Genomic DNA, 24,614 nt, shown 5'->3' on the forward strand with positions numbered 1-24,614 from the left:
ACGGGATAATCGTGCAAAGCTCCTGAAAAGCGAGTATCACATGTCTTGCCACGATCGGCTGGCGGCTTGACTGTCCAACACTAGAAGGGGATTCGAATTCCTAAGAACCCGGCAGTTACAAAGGTTGAAGTGGATTTGGGCTCTGCGAAAGTTGAGTTTTTAATATCTCCTCTTCATATCACGCGGTGGAACCATGCCAATGCATCCTGGTAATAAGGCTCATCCTTATAACATTCAACGAAAGTCTCCACCACGTCTGTCGTGTATTCAGGTGCAAAATGACGGAGATTCCATTCATACTGCGGCATTACGTAAGCGTGCAGGAGCCAATGCTTATCACGTTTGAACGCTTCCTCACTCAGACCCCTGCCGACAAAATAACCCAGAATGTTCAGATAGTTTCGGATAAAGACTTCACCCATGGTGTGTTCTCTTGGCTCGTTGGACGGACCGGCGAACATGACGGAATTGAAAATGGAAAACTTCGGATTGGTACTGCACAGAAGGAGTAATACAAAATAAAACTGACTCAGCGAGGTGCCGTTAAAACGCGTCTTGTCTTCAACCTTATGCCAATCCTCCCGCCGCAGAATCAAAGATGGAAGGTAGGTAGCGATAAAGCTGATCTGTCCCAGGTACGATTCCGCACCTTCTCCGCGAATGACATTGCCGTCTCCATTCAGCACATTAATATAGATAAGTCCGCAATCGGAGTTCCGCCGGATAAGGGACAGCAGCGACCAGATGCTGTTCTCCACAAAATAATTATCGTCTCCATGCAGCTTGATGAATAACCCGCGCGCCTCATCCAGCACCTTTAATATATTGCGGTCCGCCCCCAGGTTCTCATCATTGCGTGAATAACGCAAATTGGAGTACTGCTTCATATACCGCCGGACGATCTCAGGCGTCTCATCGGTCGAGGCATTATCGGACACATCCACTTCGATCAGCGGGGTATCCCCAATCTGCGAGAAAATCGACTGCAGACATTGATCCAGACAGGCGGCCCGGTTATAGGTAGGAATGCAGATCGACAAGAAGGGCTGGCCCCGGCGCTGCTCCAGCAGCATTTCAGCCTCTGCCTCATGGGCTGCGGTCACCCAGTCGCCCGGATGCGGCATGTAAACCCGGGTGATCCTGGCCGGATTGCCGGACACTTCACAATAATCGGGAATATCCTGCAGCACCACACTGTTCGAACGGATGATGCAGCCTCTGCCGATACGCAGACTGCCTTCCACCACCACGCCGCTGTCGATGAGTGTGTCTGCGCCAATGGTCAGTTCACCCGCCGGGCGGTCTTCATATCGCATGAGAAACGGATCATCCCGCAACTGAAACGGAATTTTATCCGTGATATACACGTTGGGGCCAATCATGATATTGCACTCCAGCTTGACGGAATGGGAAGCGTCCATGACCAGGCCGGAACTGATTTTGCATCCATCCCCAATCGAAAGCAGCGGCGGGGAAGTCTCGTTCCGGTCCGGGCCGACCCGCGCAGTCAACCAATAAGGAGCCTGCACCGAAACTTGACGGCCCATTGTTATATGCTCCGCCCCGTCCACCACACCGCCGGGCTGCACTTGCGTGCCTTCCCCAACCGCCTTGAATGCCGGCGGCGGACTCATCGCAGCCCCTTCTTCCTCTGCATCCTTTGAGGCCGGCTGGCTCGAATGCTTCACTTCCAGCGGCAAGCCTGCAAGCTCGTAAAAATTCCGTTCCACGTTCTTGGCCACAAAGTCTTCAACCGTGTCCACAAATGTGACTGCTCCGTTGCAGCGTCGGTTGTCGAGGTATTGGGGAACCCCGGCTTTTCTCAACCCATCGCTGAAAATCACATAATCATAGCGGCCGCTTTCATCGTCATAGCGCACATATCGTAAAAATTCGTTGCGGATGAAGTACGTGCAATGAATAACATCCACTTGAACCAATCCCTTGAGCGTCCCATAAAGGATTTCATAGTCCTGGGTGGACGGTTTCATATAACCGCTCTCATCGGCCTGATGATGAAAGTTGGCGTAGTGGCTTTGCGGTGTCTCAGCCACTTTTAATAAGGGTCCGATCACCGGCATTCTCGTAATCAGCAACCGTTCAATCGTATCCGGCGCAATGAAATTGTCGCAATCCGCCACAAAATAGTGAGTGCCCCGATCCATCGCCCACTGTACAGATTCTTGCCGGATCCTTCCCAACACTTTAAGCTTGAGGGGATTCCACTCACGGGGGCCGTAGTTCTGTACAGGCTCTTCCACATCACGATCGTCGAGGTAGACTTCATGATAAGCATCTTTCACTCGATCGATCCATGCTTTCAACATCTCTGTAGTGCAATCGTTATTGTTATTGGTCCGGATATAGAGATTTATTTGAGAGGAGGGATAAGTTTGCCGTTCAATCATATCCAAATACAAAGGCAGAACATGCGCTTTGTCCTTAGCCAATATGGCTACAGTTACGAATTCCTGAGACATGTAGCAATCTCTCCTTATTTAAGGTACGATTCCCGCTTATCCTACGCTGCGGAACCATGCCAGCACTTCTTGATAATAAGGCTCATCCTGATAGTATTCCGTGAAAATCTCCTCGAAGCCAGCCGTGAATTCCGGGGCAAACCGGCGGCGATTCGACGGATACGATGGCATCAGAAAGCTTCGCAGCGTCCGCTCTTTATCGTGTCTGATGCCTTCCTCGGTCAATCCTTTACCAGAAAAGAAACCTAATATATCCATATAATTTCTGACAAAGACCTCGCCCATGTTATATCCCTTCGGTTCATTGCCTGCATAGGTGAACATGCTAGAGTTCATCATAGCAAATTTCGGATTGACGCCGGACAATACAGCGAATTGAAAATAGAACTGGGTCAGTGAGGAGCCGATGAAGCGCGTTTTATCTTCAACCTGATGCCAGTCCGCTCGCCGCAGAATGATAGAAGTCATGAAGGTGGCGTTGTAGCTGAGGTGTGCCAGGAAGCAGTCCGCCCCCTCACCACGGATCACGTTGCCATCCCCGTTCAGGACATTAATAAAAATGAGCCCGCAATCAGAGTTCTGCTGGATGACGGACAATAACGGCCAAATGGTGTTCTCTACAAAAAAATCATCGTCTCCCTGCAGCTTGGTGAATGCTCCACGTGCTTCATCCGTGACCTTCAAAATATTGCGGTCCGCCCCCAGGTTCTCATCATTGCGGGAATAACGCAAATTGGAGTACTGCTCCATGTATCGCCGGACGACCTCGGGCGTCTCATCGGTCGAAGCGTTATCGGACACATCCACTTCGATCAGCGGGGTATCCCCAATCTGCGAGAAAATTGACTGCAGACATTGGTCCAGACAGGCGGCCCGGTTATAGGTAGGAATGCAGATCGACAAGAAGGGCTGGCCCCGGCGCTGCTCCAGCAGCATTTCAGCCTCTGCCTCATGGGCTGCGGCCACCCATTCCCCCGGATGCGGCATGTAAATCCGGGTGATTCTGGCCGGATTGCCGGACACTTCACAATAATCGGGAATATCCTGAACCACCACACTGTTCGGACGGATGATGCAGCCTCTGCCGATACGCAGACTGCCTTCCACCACCACGCCGCTGTCGATGAGTGTGTCCGCGCCAATGGTCAGCTCGCCTGCCGGGCGGTTTTCATATCCTATTAAAAGCGAATCTTTCTCCCATTGAAACGGAAATTTATCCGTGATATACACATTGGGGCCAATCATGACTCCACATTCCAGCTTGACGGAATGGGAAGCGTCTATGACCAGGCCGGAACTGATTTTGCACCTGTCCCCGATCGAGAGCAGTGGCGGAGAAGCCTCATTCCAGTCCGCGCTGGTCTGTGCAGTCAACCGATAAGGAGCCTGCACAGAGATCTGACGGCCAAGCGTTATCCTTTCCGCGCCTTCCACAACTCCGCCGGGTGCCAGTTGAGTGCCTTCCCCAAACCCCTTGAACGTTGGCAAACTCATCGCTTTCGCCTCTCCTTTACATCTCTTGGGCCCTGAGGGCGCGGATTTCTTGCAGAACCTGTTCGTAATATGGCTGATGATTGTAGCATGCCGTATAATAAGCTTCAAAGTCGGTAAAATCGGCATCCATCCTATTCTGCACAAACATTCTGTATATTGGCAGGATACTATGCAGCAACTGTCTGCTCATCTCTGCATCAATGTCAGCCCTGTCTAACCCGCCCCCCTCGAACTGGCTCAAGGCCTCCTCATAGTTGCGGATGCCTACCATTCCAATGTTATAACCTTCCGGTGAGGTGCCGGCGTACCAATATAGATTGAGGTTCAAGATACAAAATTTAGGATTCCGAGCCAGCATTCCATACTGCCAATAGATCTGGCTAAGGGAGGTGTATGCCCAGTGATCACGGTTCTCCAGGGACATCCAGTCCCTGCGGCGCATTGAGGTCTGGACCATGGCGATCGCATGAAGGGACGCAGCCGCCAAATACGCTTTCATGCCTTCCCCGGTCGTAACCTTTCCATCCGTGCCAGCGGGGTGCGTATGTATCAGGCTGCAGTCGGGATGGTTATGCAGGGTGGAGAGCAGCAATCGCAGTGTTCCAGGCAGAAAATAATCATCGTCTCCGTGGAGCTTAAGAAAGGTTCCCTGCGCCATCTCTCCTACCTGTACAATGTTTCGGTCGGCGCCGATATTAGTCGAGTTGCGGACGTAACGCATATTAGGGTATTGTTCCATGAAACGGGCCGCCACTTCGTGCGTTCCGTCGGGAGAGCAGTTATCCGATACAATCACCTCCACCAGATCGGTCGCTCCAATCTGGCTGAAGATGGAGTTCAGGCAGGCGTGCAAATGCCCTTCCCGGTTATAGGTGGGAAGACAGATCGACAAGAGGGGCTGATTCTTGCGCCGGGCAAGCGCTGCCTCTGCTTCCTGTGGGGTGCCCACATCCTCCCATGAGCATGTGGCTGGATCATAAACAGCGGTCACCACCGCCGGATTACCGGCTACTCTGCATGCCTCAGGCACATCCGAGACGACGACGCTGCCCGGCTGGATGACCGACCACCTGCCAATGTGAATGCTGCCGGCCACCGTTGCCCGCGCTCCGATACGCACGCGTTCTCCAATCCGCAGCAGGCTCTGAGCGGAAGAGGCCGGCTTCCCCGGCACAGGAATCCGTAACACTTCGTCAAGAGAGGCCGCATCACACAGCGAGACATAGGGTCCGATCTCGACATCATTCTCCATTTCAATGCGATTTGAAATGGAAATGACCAGCCCCGGTCCACTGCGGCATCCATTTCCGATCCTGATTCTGTCCTCATGCTCCGGTTGTGTGAGTGGAGCTAACATATCAACGCCTCCGTGTACAAATTATGTTATTTTATACATTCCATTCCCTGTAAGCCTGCAAACTCGTAAAAATTCGGCTCGACGTTCTTCTCCACGAAGTCTTGTGCTGTGTCCACAAACGTTAGTGCCCCGTAAACCCGTCGATTGTCGATATACTGGGGAATCCCGGCTTTTCTCAACCCATCGCTGAAGATCACATATTCAAAACGATAAGTACCATCATCATATTGTGCATATTGCAGAAATTCCTTGCGGATTACATAAGTGCAATGAATGACATCCACCTGAATCAGGCCCTTGACCGTTCTAAACAGAATTTCGTGGTACTGGGTGGATGGTTTCAAATAACCGTTCTCATCGGTCAGATGATGATAATTGGAGTAGAGGGCTTCCGGTGACTCAGCTATCCTTAATAACGGCCCGATTACCGGCATTCCGGTATTCAGCAAGGTTTCAATGGTATCCGGTGCAATGAAATTGTCGCTGTCTGCCACAAAATAGTGAGTGCCTCGATCCATCGCCCACTGTACAGATTCCTGTCTGATCCTTCCCAACGCTTTAAGCTTGAGTATGTTCCAGTCGTGGGGAGCGTAGTCCTGTACCGGCTCCTCGATATCGCTGTCGTCGAAGTACACTTCATGATAAGCGTCCTTCACCCGATCCACCCAGTTTCTCAGAACCTCTGCAGTGTGATCGTTGTTGTTGTTCGTCCGGATATAGAGCTTAATTCGGGAGGAGGGATAAGTTTGCTGTTCAATCATGTTCAAATACAGAGGTAAAGTATGCGCTTTATCCTTGGCCAGTATAGCTACGGTTAACAAGTCCTGGGACATTGGCTGTTCTCTCCTTATTTTAAGATGGGATCACCGGTTGATAATGCCTTAAGAGTTCATTATCACCCCTAATATATGCCCAGGATAAGGAGATGGTTCCCTGTTTCTGTATGGTCCGAACTCAGCCAACCTATATATGTCTGCCGACCGCATTCCGGGATGTTTTCATCAATCCGGTATTTCAGTTTTGCATTAATTTATCTCTGATCCGTATAACGCCACCATGCCAAGGTGCCGGCGAATCCGGCAGCTCCGGCCACGCAAAGAACGATATAGCTCATCATGTTCAATATCTCGGCTGCGGTTCCCCCGGAACTGAAATACAGCGTTTGCAGCGCCGGAATGGCCCATGGCACATAGGGACCGACCGGGCTCGGCCCAAGACTTAACGCCAATATTAATGTCAGGAAAACAAACCCGATCGGAGCCAGCCACCCGCGTGACCAACAAGCTATAAAAGCGACAGGTGTACACAGCAGCATATTGAAAACAGCAGTTGAGGCGAACATGCCAAGAGCTTGCCATAAGATGTCCCCTGAAAATCCCGGTAATCCTACAACAGCTCCTAAACCAAGTGCATAAACAAATACGATGATGGTGATCAATGTACACGCTAAGCAGACGGTTGCATATTTCGCGAGCACAATGTTTAATCGCGACACAGGCAAGGCCAGCAGATCTTTTATCGTGCGTTCCGCATATTCACGGCCGAATAACCAGCTTGTCAGAAAGCCAAAGCCGATGGACCCCAAAATCGTAAACCGGTAGACCGCTCCGCTCAGATAGGAATGCCAGTCCGCTTGGCCTGCTTCTTGTGAAACGACGGCCATGACAAACAGCAGCGTCAACCAGGGAACCAAAGAACGGCGTAATTTGTAAATCTCAACCCTGAAAGCAGCAATAAAATGGCTCACTTCGCATCACCTCCAATCATTCCGACACTTCTCAAAAAGTACGACTCCAGACTTTCTTCTTCTACCTTCAATAGCGATGGTGGCAGATCCGCATGCACCAACAGCTGCGCAATCTGTTCCGGATGCCGGATGGCTTGCTCACTCGTGACTTCAAGCCATCCATTTTCGGACAAATGAACGGTATAGCCTTCATCCGCCAGCCTTGCTCTTGCCGCTTCTTTTTGCCCGGTTTCTACCAACAGGCGCCTGTGGAATGCCTGGTTCAGCTCGCTTGCGCTCATTTCCTGAATCAGGCGGCCTTGATGGATAATGCCGATACGGGACACCATCTTGGACATCTCCTCCAGAATGTGACTGGATATAAAGATAGTGACGCCATGATTGCGGGCCAGATCCTGAAGCAATTGCCGAACTTGAAAGATGCCGGCCGGGTCCAAGCCATTGGTAGGCTCGTCCAGAATCAGAATATCCGGATTATGGATCAGCGCTTTCGCCAAGCCGAGCTTCTGCGCATTTCCCAGGGACAGGTCCTTCGCCTTCGTATGCTCATAGTAAGTCAGCTTCAGTTTCTCAAGGACTTCGTCAATGGGTTTCGTACCGGAAAGCTGCCGCAGACGGCAGATGATCTCCAGGTTCTCCCGCACGGTGAATGAGGGATAAGCATAAGGCGTTTCTACTAGATACCCCACACGCTGCCACAAGCTATGATCGCCGGTATCCACCGGTTTGCCGTTCAGCAGGACAACTCCGGAAGTAGGACGGATCATGCCCAATAAAAGACGAATGATCGTCGTTTTCCCTGCGCCGTTGAGCCCCAGAAAGCCGTAGATTTCGCCTTTTTTGACGGAAAGGGAAATGCTGTCAAGCACCTTCCGATCTCCATATTGTTTAATTAAGTTGCGGGTTTGAATCATGATTTCTGACATCGATCAGCTCTCCTTGTTGGTATTGGTATCTCTCCCGAATTCATCCTACAACAAGCGAGTAAACTGAATTTAAATCAAAATTTCCAAATAATTCATAATTATCACTCCTGTATGACTGACACTCTACATGACCGGCACTTATGTGGCGTTTAATTCGGCAAAGTGACCGTGAATGTTGTACCCGCACCTGGGGTGTTGCGCACACGAATATCGCCGCCATGCAAATCCACAATTTTTTTGGCGATGGACAGACCGAGCCCGCTGCCTTGATTCGAACGCTCTCTGGATTGGTCCGCTTTATGGAAACGCTCGAAAATACGCTGTTGATCTTGCTCAGAAATGCCTATGCCCGTATCCGCTACTTGCACCTCGATAGCTTCGCCGTGCTGATGTAATTCAACCCGTATCTTGCCGCCCTCGGGCGTAAATTTGATGCTGTTGTGAAGCAAATTGATCCACACCTGGCTTATCCGGTCTTCATCCAGCGTGCAGGTGACTTCGTCGAGAAAAGCCTCCATAACGACTTTTTTGCTTCTCCATAACGGTTCGCTGGCCAGAATCAAGTCCCTGAGCTGCTTATCCAGACGATAAGGCCGAGGCTGCAGGCGCATACTTTCCGATTCCAGAACAGCAAGCTGGAGCAGGCTGTCGCTTAGCTTGGACAAACGTGCGCTTTCGCTTTCAATAATGCTCAGATAGAGCTTTTTCTCCTCGGGGCTTAATGGATCATTGCTCTGCAGGACCTGGGCAAACCCGCGGATGGACGCCAGTGGGGACTGGATTTCATGGGATACATTGGAGATGAACTCCTGCCGCATGTTCTCCAGTTGCTCCAGGTCCGCAGCCATGTTATTCACGCTTTTTACCAGCTCGCCAAACGATTTGTGTTCATTGAATGGTTCCTTCAGCCTGGCTTTGTAGTCGCCTTTGGCGATTTTATCTAATACGTGGATGACGGTGTTAAATGAATCGATATGTTTGGTGATGTTTCCGTATTTCAGATAGTATCTGACCAGCAATAAGAGGGCTATCAATATCAGCCAAGTGAGGCTCTGTCCATAGATAGGTTCATCTGCCGGATCATGCCCTGTTGTAAATAAAATGATGCGTGTAAAAAGTCCAGCCAGCGCGCCGCAGCCAATGATAATGGCGAAAATGACAATGAACAAAACGAACCCCCGAAATATCGTATCTTTTCGCGAAAGCTTTTTTTTCACGAATGGACCTCCAAGCAGTAGCCAAGCCCCCGCACGGTTCGGATGGCAAACGAATGATCAGTGTCTGGAAAACGCTGCCGCAGCCGGTTAATATGCACATCCAGCGTCCGTTCGTTGCCTTCAAACGCGTATCCCCAGATATCCGTAATGAGTTGTTCGCGCGAAAATGTTTTGTTCGGATGGCTGGCCAATTTGAACAATAGCTCGAATTCCTTGAGCGGCAGAAACACGATGGTTTGACCTACGGTAATTTCATAGTTTCTGCGATTTATAAACAATTCACCAATTTGCACCGTTTGGGACGATACAATCTGATAACGCCGCAGCAATGCCTTGACCCGCATCACTAATTCCAGCGGCTCGACAGGTTTGACCAGATAATCATCGGTTCCTGATTGGAAGCCCTTCACCTTCTGAGAGATTTCCCCTTTGGCCGTGAGCATAAGCACCGGGAGGTCATAGTGAGTCCGCAGCTCCCGGCACAACTGCCAGCCATCCATATTTGGCATCATCACATCGAGAATGACCAGGTCAACTTTCAGGGTCTCCAGCAGGGCCAGCGCTTCGATGCCGTCAGAGGCTTCATACAGGTCACAGTCTTCCTTGTCCAAGACCGCTTTTACCAGTCTGCGAAAGTGAGGATCATCGTCGACGACCAATATTTTATTCATAATGGCTTGCAGCTCCTTTCTGTGATGCTATAAAGTACAAATTGTATGTTATTTCGAATGGATTATACACCTCGGATAAATAAAGTACAAGTTGTATGTTAAATGGTGTTATAGTGATTTCCAGAGACTGATTGGGAGGGTGTATGTATGGTCATGGAACGAAGAAGAGGAGAGAAGCTGGAGAAAGCGATTTTGGAGGCAGCCTATGAGATTATGCAAACTTCAGGTTATGAGCAGATGACCTTTCAAAACGTTGCCAAACAAGCGAAAACCAGCAGAACCGTCATCTACGGGCGTTATCATAACCAGGTGGATCTCCTGTATGCGCTGGTGCAATACAGATTGACGCAAGCGCTCGGCGGGAAAATGATTGATTTGGTGCAGGAAAAAGGGAGCCTGAGAGAGGACTTATCGGCTGTTTTAGAGCTGTATCAGCAATTTCTGGAGGCTGTCGGTCCGGAAATTATGAGCGCTATTTTGTTTGAGTTGAGCCAGAAAAATGAACAGTTCCAGCAGCTCTCGGTCCGGGGGCGTGAAAGTAATATTGCAGTGATGAAGAAAGTACAGGAATTTGCCAGACAACGAGGGGAAATCAGTCATGAATTTTCGGTCATGCAAATGAGTTTGCCGTTTGATATTCTGCGTTTTGAAAATATGGTGCGTGGCGGGAGAGTATCGAAGGAGTATCTGAGTCAGTTGGTTGATGAGGTGCTGATGCCGGTGTATGTGAAAGAATGATATTTGACAATTGGCGTATGTGTATATGATCGAAGGTGGTATCATAACGAAGAATAGTGAGACTGATATAACGTCTTGCGTTTGAAGCTTGCCGGGTGAACTCGTATACGAGCTTTGCACAGTTTGCACACTGAGGAGGGAATTTATGAACATGACGATAGCAGGACCCGACGGTCATCCTCGCTGCCGCTGGTGTGGTACCATGCCGGAGATGCTGCATTATCACGATACCGAATGGGGATTTCCGGTCAGCGACGATCACCGGTTGTTCGAGAAGCTAAGCCTGGAGGGCTTTCAATCCGGCCTGAGCTGGCGCACGATCCTTGTGAAACGCGAGAACTTCCGTGCAGCGTTCCATGATTTTGATTTTGACCGGATCGCGTGTTATACCGAGCGCGACATCGACCGTCTGCTTGGCGATGAAGGCATCGTCCGCCATCGCGGCAAGATCGAGGCGGTGATTAACAATGCGCGGAGAGCACAGGAGCTCGTCAAGCGGGAAGGCTCGCTGGCTAACTTTATCTGGCGGTACGAGCCTGACCGGAGCCAACTGGCTAAACCGCAGTCTGTATCCACTTCGGCGCAATCGATCGCGCTGTCGAAGGAGCTCAAAAAGCAGGGCTGGAAATTCGTTGGACCGACTACGATGTACGCCTTCATGCAAGCGATGGGGCTGATCAACGATCATGCCGACGATTGCAGCATCCGGGAAGAGGCTGAGCGTGTGCGCCAGCAGTTTCAGCGTCCCACGCACTCCATGTCGGATTTTTAAAGGAATTGGCCGGATTTTTAAACAGACAAGCGTAGCGAAGCATGTCTACAATGGATATGTAAGACTATTCCAATTACAGGTGAAGGGAGGAACGTTTGTTTTCCCTGATTTTGAAAGCGCTTTATTAACTCTTTTTAAGGAGGGAATAATCAATGCAAGGGAAGAAAAGGGGGCTCCGCTTCATATCCGCTATGCTTATATTGGCATTGTTGGCTCCGGCGCAGGCCGGATTGGCTTCAGGCTCAGCTACGATGCCCGAGGATCAGGCTGGTTCAGCCGATACAGCGCAGAATACGGTCACCGATTCGGTGTACGGACCGGGAATCAATGCTGCACCTTCAGCATTTCCCGCAAGACAAATGGAGCGGCTGAACCGCGCTCTTGTCGCCATCGCTACCGATGGTGGCGTGTTTGTCAGTTGGCGTTTGCTCGGCACAGACCCTGACCACGTCTCGTTTCATCTGTACCGGGACGGGGAGCAGGTAACAGAAAGCCCGATCACAGACAGCACGAATGTCCTGGACCCGGATGGTACAGCCGACTCAACCTACACGCTGCAGGCGCTCGGTGCTGGCAATGAGGAGCGGCTGACCGGTCCGGTCAGCGTCTGGGAAGCAAATTATCTTACGGTGCCCATTCAAAAACCGGCAGGCGGGGAAACACCCTCCGGGGCTTACACCTACCGTGCCAATGATGCGTCCGTCGGCGATCTGGACGGTGACGACCAGTACGATATCGTCCTGAAATGGGACCCGACCAACTCGAAGGATAATTCCCAATCCGGCTATACGGGCAACACTTTCATTGACGCCTACAACATAGACGGAACACGCCTGTGGCGCATTGACCTGGGCCGAAATATCCGTTCCGGCGCGCATTATACGCAAATGATGGTGTATGATCTGGATGGCGACGGCAAGGCCGAGGTTGCGGTCAAAACGGCGGACGGCACCATCGACGGCATGGGCAAAGTCATCGGGGACGCGGCTGCCGACTACCGAAATGGAAGCGGATACATTTTGTCTGGTCCCGAATATTTTACGATCTTTGACGGGGAGACCGGGGCGGCGCTTGTTACCGAAGGCTACGATCCGCCGCGTGGCAAAGTCAGCGATTGGGGCGACAGCTACGGCAACCGTGTGGACCGTTTTGGTGCGGTGATCGCTTATCTGGACGGGGAGCGTCCAAGCCTTGTCTTCCAACGCGGGTATTACACACGAATGGTCCTGGCTGCTTATAACTGGCGTGATGGAGAACTGACCAAGCTGTGGACGTTTGATACGAAATCACCGGAGAATGCGTCGTACTCCGGGCAGGGTAACCATCAGCTGAGTGTGGCGGATGTTGACGGTGACGGCAAAGATGAGATTGTGACAGGACCTGCCGCGATTGACGACGACGGAACAGGGTTATGGAATTCCGGTCTCGGTCACGGCGATGCCATGCACCTGGGCGACCTGGACCCGGACCGCCCCGGTCTGGAGCTGTTTGCCGTGCAGGAGAACAAGTCGGCCCCTTACTCAAATAACTTGAAGGACGCTCGTACCGGCAGCGTGCTGTGGGGGCTGCCGCAGCTTGGCAAGGATGTCGGGCGCGGGCTCGCGGCGGATATCGATCCGCGCTATAAAGGCGCGGAAGCCTGGTCGGTCGGCGGTGGCTGGGACAGTCCGAACGGTTTTCTGTTCAATGCCAAAGGGGAGCAGATTGCCAGCAGCATCCCGTCCGTCAACTTCGCCATCTGGTGGGATGGCGACCTGAGCAGGGAACTGCTCGACCACCGGTGGCTTGGTGATCCGCTGCGTGTCGGCATTCCGAAGATCGACAAATGGAATTACGCAACGAACCGGCTGGACAACCTGCTGACGATGGACGGCACGTATTCGAACAATGATACGAAAGGCACCCCGTCGCTGCAAGCCGATCTGTTCGGCGATTGGCGCGAGGAGGTGATCGTCCGCACGGAGGACAGCACCGCGCTAAGAATTTACTCGACCACGGATTTAACAGATTACCGGATTCATACGTTAATGCATGATCCGGTCTACCGCCTTGCAATTACGTGGCAGAACACGGGCTACAACCAGCCCCCGCATCCCGGCTGCTACCTGGGAACAGGTATGGACATGCCACCGCGACCGAACATCTACCTGGCTGGCAAGTAACCATAATATAGATTTGGATGACGGCTTTCGGCGTTTCCGGGAGCCGTCTCTTCATCAAGTCTCCTTCAATTACTATCTTTATGTCCGGGCACACATAGATAAGATGGCCACGATCGGTGAGCCTGAGTTTCATGTAGAAGCATTTAGGGCAAAGCGTCCAAAAGAGTATGAAAAAACTTGGGCACAGCTTGTTAACAAAACCGATTTCACATTCGAAGGATTGTACGATATCGTTAATACCGTTTTCAGTCAGAATAATCACGACCCGTCCAGTGTTGCATACATCGCAGCTTATTCTCAAAGTCAACATGAATTTATGCAGAGTACCATCTCTGATCTAAAGAACATGATTCACGAAAAGGAAGGGGCCATCGAGTGGCTGGCAGATGAACTGGTTAAATCCGAGAACGCAGTGTCTTATCTAATTGGAATCATTAAGAAGGTGAATGAGAATCTCTACCGTTATGTAAATGATAGACTCAGCTTTACCGTAAAGATGGGAACTCCCTTAAACTCATACTGGACAAGGGTACTTCTGGAAATAATCGTGATCTCAATTTGGACAGCGATGTAAATTATGCGGCCGTTGTCGCGGCGAAAGATGAAAAAGAACAGGCCCACTATAATACACCATATCCTGAAAGGAATATCGTAGCTTTCCGTATGACCATGCTGGAAGGGGAAACATGGGTGTGGTGTTTTCACTTCGATGATGATGACGAGCGCGCCTTGTCTCTGACACTAGGGAATGATATCTTGGAATCAAGACAGATTCGTAGAGTTATACATGCGTTTTGCTTAACTCTTCAAAAACGACTTCGGCGGAACCAACGGTGTAACTAGTTTGCTTCGGCAGAATATTGAGCGACTTGTTCAATTAACCAAATAAATAGACTGCGAAGCCCTTGGTTAAAACCAGGGCTTTCTTGTTTGATTAAGTGATTTTTAGGGCACACTTCATGGTCTCATGTCAGCCTCCTGGGCAGGTGGAATTGTTGGTATATTGCCCCAAATTTCGGTAAATATGCAGGTGGAGGGTCCTGATCATGGAAGATGTCAGGGATTTCGGTTTGGCAGTCCAGACAACTCCCATACATACAAATGACAGGTCCGGCTTGGACCTGTCACTCTTGTCGCTTTATGTTTTCAACCACCATTCAGTACAGCAGTTACACCTTTAGGAACAGGCGGTAAGTATTAATCTATGTCTTTGTATACTGTTCCACTGTAGGTTACTCTGACATAATTGCTGTATTGGACTACGTTCGTTCTCTGCAGCGTACCTCCCCAGCGTCCAGCTGAACCGTTGTCTTCCGCATACACAATTGAAGCGGGGATACTTTCATTTAAACCAAAATCTCGATATACCGAGACAAATTTTTGCTGATTCATAGTTGTAAAGCTGCTGTCTGAAGAAGTTTCCACCTTAGTAACATCGTTTTGCGTAAAGTGGGGAATCGGTGGAGCTGGAGGCTCTGTAATCGTAATAATGGGAGATTCAAGTGATGACTCGGCCGTTTCTCCTACAACAACGTATTCTGCGGTTTGCGATGATGGCTGAAGATCTGATTCATCAGATGCCCAGGCTACCCCGCCTGAGACGGAAACCGCAAGCAAGGATACGGCTAGCAGGCTCTTGGATGTTTTAATAGCATGTTCGCGTAAAAACTTCATAAAACACCGCCTTATATTATTATGAGTTACAATTCAGATGGTATACCATAATTTATGGAGAGACAAGCTTTTTTTACTTTTTTTGGGCCTGAATATACTGATATTTCACAAATTTGTGTCATGGAGGGGCATGTATTTACAGCGATTTCGTTCAGCAATTCACCTATCGTTGCAAGGTAGTGCCTAGTCCAAACCCCCAGGCCAAAACAAGAAGTCCAGGAGAGAAGGGATACACTCATTCCTTGGACTTCTTGTTGCTTACCCCTGACACACGGGAATATTCATTTACTTACAGAGCTGGAAAGGGACGACCTGCCAGACAGCATACGACTCAGAATGACGACTCCCACCGCGGCAATTGCTACGCCAAGGGCTGCAAACCAGGTTACTGAAGCGAGCGATACCTGCTCGATCAAGACTCCCCCCAGCCCGGCGCCGACAGCCATGGACAGCTGCATGGTGGACTGGTTCAGGCTGAGCATCACCCCGGAGGATTCGGGCACGAGGGAAGCCAGGTTATACTGCTGCGTAGGCCCGGTAGTCCAGGCTGCAAACGACCACAGGATCAGGAAAGCAAAGATGCTGACAGCCGAGTGAGCCATTGTAAGCAGAATCAGAGAGATGATGTGCAGTGTCATGCCTCCGATCAGGGTAAAAGAAACCCCTCGCTTATCTGCAGAGTAACCGCCTGTCTTCGAGCCGACCAGACTGGCGATCCCGAACACCAGCAGGGCTACGCTGAGCAAGGATTCATTTAACTTGGACACCTCAAGCAGATAAGGTGAGATGTAAGTATACGCCAGGGAGTAACCGCCCAGCCAAAAGAATGTAATCCCGAGTCCAAGAGCTACATCGGGTCTGGCAAGCAGGGCAAACTGTTTGCGAAGCGGAACCGGCTCATCCCCTTTGATTCTTGGGATGGTCAGGGCAAGCACGATCAGGGCGAGCATACCCGCGAGCGCAATGCCCAGAAAGACCGCCTTCCATCCAAACTGGGACGAGACGACCCGGCCGATAGGCACACCGATGATCAGCGAGGCTGTAAAGCCCATGATCACAGTGGCGAGGGCGCTGGCTTGCTTGCCGGGAGCGGCAATTTTGGTGGCAATACTCATTGCGGTGACAACGACAACCCCTGCTCCGAGCGCCATTACGATACGAGCCGCAATAAATGTGCCAAACCCGGGCAGAACAAAAGAAAGAACGTTAGCCACAATGAACAGGCCGAGGGCGTACAGCAGCAGCTTGCGCCGGTCCAACTGCGCGGTTATGGCCATCAGGATCGGGGTTCCGATCGCGTAAGTCAGGGAAAACACGGTGATGAGCTGGCCTGCCGCAGCAACGGATACGCCCAGCGTCTGTGCAATCTGATCCAGAATACCGGAGATGATATACTCCGAGGTTCCTACCAAAAAGCTGACCAACGCCAAAATGTACACCTTCCATGTGCTGTGGTTTACCACGTTGCAATTCACTCCTTCAAAATATTTGAATTAGTATATTTCTAAAAATATCGAAATATTAACGAAAAAAATTTTAGCTTAACAAGTAAGGGGCGTATTTCGCCGCCGTTTCTCTATCCAGGCTGTAATATATAAAGGTTCCCTCTTTACGGAATGTGAGCAGTCCGCATTCAGCCATCTGCTTCAGATGATGCGACAGCGTGGAAATGGCAACCGTTTTAAGCTTGTCACCGAGCACGGAGCAGCATTGGTCGCTTTCTTCTTTTAGCAGGAGCGCAATTTTGAGGCGGGTAGGTTCTCCGAGCGCCTTGTATATTTTCACGGCTTGCTGCATGTCGGCTGGTTCGTTCATAAGTGTTACCCTCCTCGCTAATATTTCGATATTTGTAGAAACATGATAGCACATCTATCTGAAGTAGTAAACCTGCTTTTTTGGTTACTGTTCCATTTACCAATAAACAGTACTTTAGATGATAACGAATGGGCTGGGAGTTGTCTCAATTAAATAAGTGTGATAGAATTCCAATTAACCAAACATCCTATGTTTGATAAATAGATGAAGAGAGGGTAGACATATGCTTCAGAAAACAAAGCGGCTGACGCTGGTTGAGCAAGTCGCACTGCAAATGGAAAGTCTGATCGAATCCGGCGAGTGGGCTGTCGGGATGCGCATTCCGGCCGAGCCGGAGTTGATGGCTGAGTTGAATGTTAGCCGCAATACATTAAGGGAAGCCATTCGGGCATTGATCCATGCGGGACTCTTGAAGACGAAGCAAGGGGACGGAACTTATGTCTGTTCTGCGAGCGTTTTGGGGGTCGTGCTGCAAAAACGCATTTTACGCTCTGATACGCTGCAAACGCTGGAAGTCCGGCATGCGCTCGAACGTGAGGCAGCCCATCTGGCTGCGCAACGCAGAACGAGCGACGAGGCGAATGAACTTCTTCTCCAACTGGAACGCTGGGAGGCGGCGGCACGCGGAGACATGGATGGCTTTGTAACGGAGGATATTCGACTTCACCAAAGCATCATCGCGGCGTCTCATAATGAAATCCTGATCGAATTATACAACCATATCACTGAAGCGTCACAAGATTTGATTACAAGCCTGACTCGTTATGAAGCCGGTGCGGATTTCTTGGAGATGCACCGGCAGCTGGTCGAAGCGATTGTCGATCAGGACGCCGATCGTGCTGTGGCAGCGGTTCACCGTTATATTGCGGAATCGAAAGCTGTTCTCGAAGTCAAAGGAGGGGAACGGCTATGAGCGTACAAAGCAATACAAAGGCAACGATCATGAAGAAGTCGTTATCGTCGGGTTGGCCGATTATCCTGGGCATCGTCCTGATCGCACTGACCATGCGATCACCGCTAACGTCGGTAGGCCCATTGGTTGGCTCGATTCGTGAATCCCTCGGACTGTCGAACACTGCGGCAGGTTTGCTCACAACCTTGCCGTTGCTTGCTTTCTCGCTTCTTTCCCCGTTCACACCCATTCTGGCACGCCGCTTCGGGGTGGAACGGATGATGCTTTATGCGTTGGTACTGCTCATGGCGGGTATCGCTATCCGCTCGCTCGGCGCAACCGTTCCTTTAATGGCAGGCACCGTTGTGCTCGGGCTCGCAATAGCAGTATGCAACGTGCTCATTCCGAGTCTGGTTAAACGGGATTTTTCTCATAATGTTGGCCTCATGACAGGGGTGTACTCCGTGTCGATGAATTTATTCGGGGCGATAGCATCCGGTGTCAGTATTCCGCTCGCCCACAATCTCGGTTTCGGCTGGACTGGCGCACTCGGAATCTGGGGCGCGTTCGCTCTGGTAGCCACGCTATTCTGGTTTCCTCATGCCCGTGCAAGTCACGCGTCTGTCAGGGCAACAACTAGCGGTGTGTCGGCACGACGAAGCCTGTGGCGTTCGCCGCTGGCATGGATGATCACGCTTTTTATGGGGATGCAATCTCTCATTTTCTATGTTTTGATCGCTTGGTTGCCTGAAATTATGACAAGCCGGGGCTTGAGTGAAAACAGCGCTGGTTGGATGCTGTCGTTGTTTCAAATCGCTGCGCTGCCCGTATCGTTCATCGTTCCCATCGTTGCGGGACGCATGAAAAACCAACGTTTACTGGTCATCATCATGACGATCCTGTTGTTTGTTTCTTTGGGAGGCCTTTATTTCGGCGGAAATGCCTTCATTTCGTTATGGACCATTTTACTCGGAATTGGCGGGGGATGTGCGTTCAGCTTGGCCATGATCTTTTTAAGCTTGCGGACGCAAGATGCCCACGATGCAGCTTCTTTGTCCGGCATGTCACAATCCGTTGGATATTTGCTGGCAGCAACTGGACCGACTTTATTTGGTTTGTTCCATGACATCACGGCAAGCTGGAACCTGCCTCTGCTGCTGTTGCTTGTGGTTACCGCTCTGCTGTTCATATCCGGCTTGAGTGCCTCAAAAAATCACACGATATAAGGGAGCGATTTTGGAGAACTTAATACTGGTACAAAAAAACGGTTCATAGGAAAGGCCATATCCGATTTTTTGGGGCCTATTCTCGATCTCCTTTCTTTTTTTGAACGGATTTACGGTTAATTCTTTCTACATCACGCATGATTTTTTCCCGTTTCTCTTTTGATGATGGAAAGGCATTTTCCCCAAACCTGAATTTGCCTCGAATAACCTTTCTATGATTTTCTTTCACTACTATCACCCCTTGAGTGGTAATAGCAGCATTATTGTCAAATCTATGAATAAATAAACAATAAAAGAGGCCTATGATAGGCCTCTTTTATTATGCTCTCTCCGCAATAGTTACAAGTCTATTAAAATTATCTTCTTGTTTTATAATCAATTCATCCAAATTGTCTTGTAATTCTTTGGAGCGGACCTGAGTAAACTTAACAGCAGCCCATGTACGCAAACTTTTTTCCTGAATGCGACCAATATCTTTTGTTATGGCTTGAAGTCGTTCATTACTAGCTTTTAATCGATTGTTCAAGCGTTTAGAATGCGACATCGGTTTGTCCCTCCTTAATTAAGAAACCTTTTTCTTCCAAGTGTAGACATATACCTTTAATATAACGGTACATCTCTTTCATTTCTATTATATCATCCATTCCTTGGTGTGTAGAATCATAATGGAAATTATAGATCAGTGTCCTCCCGGATGGCAAGTCAATCCAATAACTGGCCACCGTTCTACCTTCCCGGTCACTGGTAGCATATTCAATTGTGTTTTCACCATGAACCAGCACTACAGATGAATAGTGTGAGTATGTTGGATCATGGATGTCGATGACTTTAGGTGTTTCGGTTGTCCCTTGTTCACAAAGCCTAATTAGCTTCGTATCTACTAGTTCAAATAAGGAAAAATCAGTTACAACCCTTAGATCTGAGGTGTTGAACAACGAATCGCTTAGACGAAGACGGTAGATCGTGCTGATTGCAGCATTATACCCATCTTCATTGATCTTAGCCAGCTGCTGTAACATGTCGATTTTACGATTCAACAGCTTTACCGCAGGTATTAATCAACCTTCCCAAAATGTCATGATCAAAATCGGTATGAAGTTTCTTAAAACCTTCAATCACCCGAGAGTTGATAGTGACATTTCTTTAAGCAAGCATGTTCTATATCATATCAGTAAATCGGATTACGAAAGAGTGCAGTAAAAAAGACCAGCTATAAAAGCTGGCCTGTCCGGTACGCTTATGTAACATTTCTTTATGCATCTCCCCTATGGTCTAATACCTGGCTAAAAGTTACCGGCTCGTGTGCTCCTATAGTAAATACAAGGCTAACGGCGAATAGGAGTAAGACGATTGTTCTTTTCATTCTGGTACACCTCTCTAAATAATTTTTGATAGTCTGACTGTATTTCGGGACTTGCATAGTTCCGATAATTTTCAAACAATCCCACACATTTTACTGTGTTGCTATCATAGTTTATTGTAGCCGATTTTTCCAAACTATTTAACAAATACTTAAATCCAACCATATATTCACCTTTCTGTAAAAAATATTCAGATAATTCGCTGAATAAACGTGTAAGCCGTTCTACGATTAATCTTTGATTATAATAGTTCCCTGGTATATTTTCTCCCTCTGTTAAAAGTAGAATTTCTGGCCTAAAATGCTCGAAAATTTGATCGACATTGACATTAAACCGGTTAGCCAACTCAGCGATGTTAAGTAATGATAAGAGAATGTCATCCTTTATTATCTTAATATGTTCTACATATTCCGGCAGCACGCCTAAATCTCCGGAATACAATTTAGTTACATACGTATTTGTTTTTGCCCACTCCTGAAAAAGTCCCTTCCAACGCAGAACCTCTTCATCATTTTCCTTGACCCAGCTCAAATCTGTATAATTTAAAATAAATTGCAGCGCATGTCCATATTCCGCCAGCTCATGACACACCTCACCACGAAGCAAATCACTATAGGCTATATACACAAACAACGGTCTGCTCAGCTTAGAATATGGATCTCCCACTTTACGATTGTGCCGGTTCTCTGCAAAGTAATGCATCCTTGCCTTGGTGCCCATCTGCTCGGCAAACTTGTCCACCTTGTTCCACTCACGCAGGGAACGATAAACATTTGCTAAATCCTTGAGCGCATCAAGCTGCAGGACTTCATCCAATCGATCTACATATAGCTCGAATTGGGCCGCTGCCTGTAAGTTTTGCGCCTGATCGTCACCCAGCTTGATCGTAAACAAACGATATTGACAGAGCGCCAGACGTTCGGAATGCTGGGAATGCTCGGTTACGGCCACACCTTCATATAAAATGGCGGCGGCATCCTTTTTTCCTGCCTGCAGCAGCTCTTCCGCCGCATCAAACAGCACAGGACAGTACACGATGTTATCCAGCAGCCAACTCGTGACTTGTCGAATGCAGTCCAGCTTGTTCAATTCGGCACATTTGAATATAAAGGGCCTGAGCCGCCGCCAATTGGGCTGGGCGGCAGCTATATTATCTTGTATGTATAGGTCGTAGAAATGGCCTTCCGGAAGTTCCATCAGCTCGGTGATGCGGTCAAGCTGGTTCACCGACATGATCCTCCCGCCCGTGATGATTGAGCTAAGACTTCCCACATTGAGCCCCGTTTTGCGCCCTAAATCACTAAGAGAAAGCTTTTCAAGCTCCATAAACTTTTCCACTTCTGACCGTATTGTGGTTGAATTGACCAAAGTGAACCACTCCTTCATAAGTTGACACTTCCCGCAAATTCTTGATGTCAAACAAATGATAAAAAGCCTGTAGCAAGCAAGTCTAGAATTTTTTCCTATCTAAACTATTATACTACTTTCTCGTATGTATGTGTATCACGCATTGATCACAAAACAGTAAAAAACCAGCTCTAGAAGCTGGCCACAAAATGAGCATGTCCTTTATGCCGAAATTTTGTCAACCTTCTTTAAAAGCTTTGTTTTGAGGTGTCCCCAATAACCCGACGCGTTTTCCAATGTTATGATCGACGATGATTGAAGCTGACTTTGCTAGGCTCTCTAACAAGTACTTAAATCCAACCTGAATCTCGCCCTTTTGTAAATAATATTCAGATAATTCGCTGAACAAACGAGTAAGTCGTTCTGCCTTTAATCTATTATCATAATAACTTCCTGGCGCATTTTTCTCTTCTGTTAGATATTGTATTTCAGACTTGAAATGTTCAAAAACCTCATCGACATTGATATTAAACCGGTTGGCCAAGTCAGTAATGTTGAGCAATGACAAGAGAACGTCATCCTTTATTGTCTTAATATGCACTACATATTGCGGCAGTACGCTTAAATCCCCGGAAAACAGTTTTGTTGAGTACGCATTCGTTGTTGCCCATTCCTGAAATTGTTCCTTCCAATGCAGAACCTCTGCACAATTCTCCTTCACCCAACTCAAATCCGTATATTTTGAGATAAATTGCAAAGCCTGCTCAAAATCCTCCCGCTCATGACATACCTCGCCACGAAGCAAGTCACTATAAGCAATATACACAAACAGCGGTCTGCTTAGCTTGGCATAAGGGTCTTCCCCTCTACGATGTTGCCTGGAATCTGCAAAGTAATGAATTCTGGCCAGGATGTCCATCTGCTCGGCAAACTTATCCACCCTGTCCCACTTGCGCAGGGAACGATAGACATTCGCCAAATCCTTCAGCGCATCAAGCTGCAGCACCTCATCCAACCGTTCCGCGTATGGCTCGAACCGGGCCGCTGCATGCAAATTTTGTGCCTGATCATTTCCCACCCTGATCGTAAACAAACGGTATTGGCAGAGTGCCAGACGTTCGGAATGCTGGGAATGCTCGGTTACGGCCACACCTTCATATAAAATGGCCGCTGCATCCTTTTTTCCTTCCTGCAGCAGCTCTTCCGCCGCATCAAACAGGATGGGGCAGTACACCAGATTGTCCAGCAGCCAACTGACGGTCTGATAAATGCAATCCAGCTTGTCCAAATCGGCACATCTGAATATAAACGGCCTGAGCCGTCTCCAATTGGGCTGGGTCGCAGTCATATTATCTTGTATGTACAATTCGTAAAAATGACCTTCCGGGAGCCCCATCAGCCCGGTGATGCGGTCAAGCTGATTTACCGACATGGTCCTTCTGCCAGTGATAATTGAGCTAAGGCTTCCTACATTGAGGCCTGTCTTGCGTCCCAAATCACTAAGCGTCAGCTTTTCGCGTTCCATAAATTTCTCGACTTCTGAGCGTATCGTGGCTGTCTCGTCCAATCTAACCACTCCTTCATAAGCTGACATTCTTCGCAATTTCTTGATGTCGAACAAATGATCATTTAGCCCTTTAGTAAACAAACCTAGAATTTTATTCCTGACTGAATTAGTATACTGCTTTCTGGTATGCATGTATATATTTTTCAGGCGTTTTTTAGCTGAAAATTTGCTAAAAATCTCGCAATTAAGTCACCAACCGGAAATGGCGCTAAAAAACTCGAACTATGCTGCCTGCTGCGGATTCTTTCCCAACCGGCATAGTCCCGATTAATCAAAAATAAACCGGTTTGCGGAAGCCAGATCCTTACCGAGCCGGAACTCACCGGGAGAAAAGCCGATCCAGCGCCGGAACACCTTAATAAAATAGCTGGCGTTCGCATATCCGACCTGCTGGGCAATCTCCTCCAGTGTAAGCTCTGTCTCGCGGAGCAGCCGCACGGCCTTGGCCATACGGATTTTGGTCAGATATTCCATCGGGGTTGAGCCTGTCGCGCTCTTAAAAGCCCGTGTGAAGTAATATTTCGACAAACCGGCCTCGTTCGCTATTTCCTCCAGGCTTTGCAGCGTATTATATCGCTCCTCAATCGACAGGACGGCCTGCCTGATTTTAGGGGGCCACGTCTCTTTCTTCTTTCTGTGCAGAGTGCTGAACCGGTACAGCTCCATTACAAATTGATATACGATGGACGACGCGCGGAATCCGTCGGTGATATGATTTCTGGCTGCAGCGTGATAGGCTTCCTGAAGCAGCTGCACGACAGGGCTGTCCGGGGGGATATGGACCACATGGCCCATGCGGGAGATGAGATCAAGCCATTTTCCTTGCAGGTTGGCCGGGCGGATTAAAATAAAGTAGAACTCCCAATGATCGCTGGACGAGGGAAGATAGTATTCGTGGGCGCTGGGGATATCGACCATGAAGGCCTGACCGGGACCGACCCGGTGCAGCTTGCCGCCCAGCTCCAGATGGCCGTACCCTGACACGGTGTATTGGAACAGATGCAGGGGCCCGTCGATTCGGGTCAGCCCGTTCCAGTAGTAGGCAGGATCCGTTATGTTGTCAAAGCCTACCGCCGAGAGCTGGCAGAAGGCGTCATTATGAGTTTCAAAGAAACGAAATCCGTAGGTATCATATCTGGCATGTTTCCTGCTGTGTCCGCTCATTTTC

The 24,614-nt window shown here is 49.2% G+C and carries 23 protein-coding genes; 6 read left to right on the forward strand and 17 right to left on the reverse strand.

Features of this window, described 5'->3' with window-relative positions; all coding sequences use genetic code 11:
- Positions 1–173 precede the first annotated feature (173 nt).
- From ACE41H_RS22535 to ACE41H_RS22570, 8 genes are all read right to left on the reverse strand, one after another.
- The gene (locus tag ACE41H_RS22535) at positions 174–2,480 is read right to left on the reverse strand and encodes a glycosyltransferase family 2 protein (protein ID WP_375357812.1); all 2,307 of its coding nucleotides are present in this window, start codon (positions 2,478–2,480) and stop codon (positions 174–176) included.
- Positions 2,481–2,516: 36 nt separating this feature from the next.
- On the reverse strand, positions 2,517–3,974 hold the full coding sequence (locus ACE41H_RS22540) for a glycosyltransferase (RefSeq protein ID WP_375357813.1): 1,458 nt from the start codon (positions 3,972–3,974) through the stop codon (positions 2,517–2,519).
- A 16-nt stretch (positions 3,975–3,990) separates the two neighbouring features.
- On the reverse strand, positions 3,991–5,331 hold the full coding sequence (locus ACE41H_RS22545) for a glycosyltransferase (protein ID WP_375357814.1): 1,341 nt from the start codon (positions 5,329–5,331) through the stop codon (positions 3,991–3,993).
- Positions 5,332–5,357: 26 nt separating this feature from the next.
- Complete coding sequence (locus ACE41H_RS22550; protein ID WP_375357815.1) at positions 5,358–6,164, reverse strand: glycosyltransferase family 2 protein; 807 nt, start codon at positions 6,162–6,164, stop codon at positions 5,358–5,360.
- Positions 6,165–6,361: 197 nt separating this feature from the next.
- Positions 6,362–7,078 carry an ABC transporter permease gene (locus ACE41H_RS22555; protein WP_375357816.1) on the reverse strand — a complete coding sequence of 239 codons (717 nt, stop codon included), beginning with the start codon at positions 7,076–7,078 and terminating at the stop codon, positions 6,362–6,364.
- The gene (locus tag ACE41H_RS22560) at positions 7,075–8,004 is read right to left on the reverse strand and encodes an ABC transporter ATP-binding protein (protein WP_375357817.1); all 930 of its coding nucleotides are present in this window, start codon (positions 8,002–8,004) and stop codon (positions 7,075–7,077) included. The genes ACE41H_RS22555 and ACE41H_RS22560 overlap by 4 nt, the downstream gene beginning before the upstream one ends.
- 149 nt (positions 8,005–8,153) lie before the next feature.
- On the reverse strand, positions 8,154–9,221 hold the full coding sequence (locus tag ACE41H_RS22565; RefSeq protein WP_375357818.1) for a HAMP domain-containing sensor histidine kinase: 1,068 nt from the start codon (positions 9,219–9,221) through the stop codon (positions 8,154–8,156).
- Complete coding sequence (locus ACE41H_RS22570) at positions 9,218–9,892, reverse strand: response regulator transcription factor (protein ID WP_375357819.1); 675 nt, start codon at positions 9,890–9,892, stop codon at positions 9,218–9,220. Before ACE41H_RS22570 ends, ACE41H_RS22565 begins: the two co-directional genes overlap by 4 nt.
- A gap of 147 nt (positions 9,893–10,039) precedes the next feature.
- On the opposite strand from ACE41H_RS22570, the gene ACE41H_RS22575 reads away from it, so the two are divergent.
- The 4 genes from ACE41H_RS22575 to ACE41H_RS22590 all read left to right on the forward strand — a co-directional run bounded on the left by ACE41H_RS22575 (position 10,040) and on the right by ACE41H_RS22590 (position 14,138).
- Entirely contained in the window at positions 10,040–10,630 is a 591-nt protein-coding gene (locus ACE41H_RS22575) for a TetR/AcrR family transcriptional regulator (protein WP_375357820.1), read from the forward strand.
- 145 nt (positions 10,631–10,775) lie between these two features.
- Entirely contained in the window at positions 10,776–11,402 is a 627-nt protein-coding gene (locus ACE41H_RS22580; RefSeq protein WP_375357821.1) for a DNA-3-methyladenine glycosylase I, read from the forward strand.
- A gap of 152 nt (positions 11,403–11,554) precedes the next feature.
- A complete protein-coding gene (locus ACE41H_RS22585; protein ID WP_375357822.1) occupies positions 11,555–13,564 on the forward strand; it encodes a rhamnogalacturonan lyase in 2,010 nt (669 codons plus the stop codon).
- 103 nt (positions 13,565–13,667) lie between these two features.
- Positions 13,668–14,138 carry a hypothetical protein gene (locus ACE41H_RS22590; RefSeq protein WP_375357823.1) on the forward strand — a complete coding sequence of 157 codons (471 nt, stop codon included), beginning with the start codon at positions 13,668–13,670 and terminating at the stop codon, positions 14,136–14,138.
- Between the two features lie 623 nt (positions 14,139–14,761).
- Here the strand turns inward: ACE41H_RS22590 and ACE41H_RS22595 are convergent.
- The 3 genes from ACE41H_RS22595 to ACE41H_RS22605 all read right to left on the reverse strand — a co-directional run bounded on the left by ACE41H_RS22595 (position 14,762) and on the right by ACE41H_RS22605 (position 17,053).
- A complete protein-coding gene (locus ACE41H_RS22595; RefSeq protein WP_375357824.1) occupies positions 14,762–15,238 on the reverse strand; it encodes a hypothetical protein in 477 nt (158 codons plus the stop codon).
- A 281-nt stretch (positions 15,239–15,519) separates the two neighbouring features.
- Positions 15,520–16,701, reverse strand: coding sequence for an MFS transporter (locus tag ACE41H_RS22600; protein WP_375357825.1), 1,182 nt, complete (start codon positions 16,699–16,701; stop codon positions 15,520–15,522).
- 73 nt (positions 16,702–16,774) lie between these two features.
- Positions 16,775–17,053, reverse strand: a complete 279-nt coding sequence (locus tag ACE41H_RS22605; protein WP_375357826.1) for an ArsR/SmtB family transcription factor — start codon at positions 17,051–17,053, stop codon at positions 16,775–16,777.
- Between the two features lie 223 nt (positions 17,054–17,276).
- Here ACE41H_RS22605 and ACE41H_RS22610 point away from each other — a divergent pair, with 223 nt between their 5' ends.
- Positions 17,277–17,966, forward strand: a complete 690-nt coding sequence (locus tag ACE41H_RS22610) for a FadR/GntR family transcriptional regulator (RefSeq protein WP_375357827.1) — start codon at positions 17,277–17,279, stop codon at positions 17,964–17,966.
- On the forward strand, positions 17,963–19,171 hold the full coding sequence (locus ACE41H_RS22615; RefSeq protein WP_375357828.1) for a CynX/NimT family MFS transporter: 1,209 nt from the start codon (positions 17,963–17,965) through the stop codon (positions 19,169–19,171). Before ACE41H_RS22610 ends, ACE41H_RS22615 begins: the two co-directional genes overlap by 4 nt.
- Positions 19,172–19,247: 76 nt before the next feature.
- On the opposite strand, the gene ACE41H_RS22620 is transcribed toward ACE41H_RS22615, so the two are convergent.
- The 6 genes from ACE41H_RS22620 to ACE41H_RS22645 all read right to left on the reverse strand — a co-directional run bounded on the left by ACE41H_RS22620 (position 19,248) and on the right by ACE41H_RS22645 (position 24,610).
- Positions 19,248–19,400, reverse strand: a complete 153-nt coding sequence (locus ACE41H_RS22620) for a hypothetical protein (protein WP_375357829.1) — start codon at positions 19,398–19,400, stop codon at positions 19,248–19,250.
- A 90-nt stretch (positions 19,401–19,490) separates the two neighbouring features.
- On the reverse strand, positions 19,491–19,715 hold the full coding sequence (locus ACE41H_RS22625) for a hypothetical protein (RefSeq protein WP_375357830.1): 225 nt from the start codon (positions 19,713–19,715) through the stop codon (positions 19,491–19,493).
- Entirely contained in the window at positions 19,702–20,208 is a 507-nt protein-coding gene (locus ACE41H_RS22630) for a hypothetical protein (RefSeq protein ID WP_375357831.1), read from the reverse strand. The genes ACE41H_RS22625 and ACE41H_RS22630 overlap by 14 nt, the downstream gene beginning before the upstream one ends.
- Before the next feature lie 288 nt (positions 20,209–20,496).
- Positions 20,497–21,918, reverse strand: coding sequence for a helix-turn-helix domain-containing protein (locus ACE41H_RS22635; protein WP_375357832.1), 1,422 nt, complete (start codon positions 21,916–21,918; stop codon positions 20,497–20,499).
- Positions 21,919–22,117: 199 nt separating this feature from the next.
- Positions 22,118–23,446: a helix-turn-helix domain-containing protein gene (locus ACE41H_RS22640; RefSeq protein ID WP_375357833.1), complete on the reverse strand. Its 1,329-nt coding sequence runs from the start codon at positions 23,444–23,446 to the stop codon at positions 22,118–22,120.
- A gap of 267 nt (positions 23,447–23,713) precedes the next feature.
- On the reverse strand, positions 23,714–24,610 hold the full coding sequence (locus tag ACE41H_RS22645; protein ID WP_375357834.1) for a helix-turn-helix transcriptional regulator: 897 nt from the start codon (positions 24,608–24,610) through the stop codon (positions 23,714–23,716).
- Positions 24,611–24,614 lie beyond the last annotated feature (4 nt).

This window comes from Paenibacillus enshidis (genome assembly GCF_042136365.1).
In the GTDB taxonomy this organism is placed as follows: Bacteria; Bacillota; Bacilli; order Paenibacillales; family Paenibacillaceae; genus Paenibacillus; species Paenibacillus enshidis.

Coding starts and splice junctions, on each gene's coding strand:
- ACE41H_RS22540 (WP_375357813.1), bottom strand. CDS start 3,974: ATGAGTTTGCCAACGTTCAAGGGGTTTGGGGAAGGCACTCAACTGGCA.
- ACE41H_RS22610 (WP_375357827.1), top strand. CDS start 17,277: ATGCTTCAGAAAACAAAGCGGCTGACGCTGGTTGAGCAAGTCGCACTG.
- ACE41H_RS22560 (WP_375357817.1), bottom strand. CDS start 8,004: ATGTCAGAAATCATGATTCAAACCCGCAACTTAATTAAACAATATGGA.
- ACE41H_RS22605 (WP_375357826.1), bottom strand. CDS start 17,053: ATGAACGAACCAGCCGACATGCAGCAAGCCGTGAAAATATACAAGGCG.
- ACE41H_RS22590 (WP_375357823.1), top strand. CDS start 13,668: ATGGCCACGATCGGTGAGCCTGAGTTTCATGTAGAAGCATTTAGGGCA.
- ACE41H_RS22570 (WP_375357819.1), bottom strand. CDS start 9,892: ATGAATAAAATATTGGTCGTCGACGATGATCCTCACTTTCGCAGACTG.
- ACE41H_RS22645 (WP_375357834.1), bottom strand. CDS start 24,610: ATGAGCGGACACAGCAGGAAACATGCCAGATATGATACCTACGGATTT.
- ACE41H_RS22550 (WP_375357815.1), bottom strand. CDS start 6,164: ATGTCCCAGGACTTGTTAACCGTAGCTATACTGGCCAAGGATAAAGCG.
- ACE41H_RS22615 (WP_375357828.1), top strand. CDS start 17,963: ATGAGCGTACAAAGCAATACAAAGGCAACGATCATGAAGAAGTCGTTA.
- ACE41H_RS22575 (WP_375357820.1), top strand. CDS start 10,040: ATGGTCATGGAACGAAGAAGAGGAGAGAAGCTGGAGAAAGCGATTTTG.
- ACE41H_RS22585 (WP_375357822.1), top strand. CDS start 11,555: ATGCAAGGGAAGAAAAGGGGGCTCCGCTTCATATCCGCTATGCTTATA.
- ACE41H_RS22545 (WP_375357814.1), bottom strand. CDS start 5,331: ATGTTAGCTCCACTCACACAACCGGAGCATGAGGACAGAATCAGGATC.
- ACE41H_RS22635 (WP_375357832.1), bottom strand. CDS start 21,918: ATGAAGGAGTGGTTCACTTTGGTCAATTCAACCACAATACGGTCAGAA.
- ACE41H_RS22535 (WP_375357812.1), bottom strand. CDS start 2,480: ATGTCTCAGGAATTCGTAACTGTAGCCATATTGGCTAAGGACAAAGCG.
- ACE41H_RS22580 (WP_375357821.1), top strand. CDS start 10,776: ATGAACATGACGATAGCAGGACCCGACGGTCATCCTCGCTGCCGCTGG.
- ACE41H_RS22595 (WP_375357824.1), bottom strand. CDS start 15,238: ATGAAGTTTTTACGCGAACATGCTATTAAAACATCCAAGAGCCTGCTA.
- ACE41H_RS22625 (WP_375357830.1), bottom strand. CDS start 19,715: ATGTCGCATTCTAAACGCTTGAACAATCGATTAAAAGCTAGTAATGAA.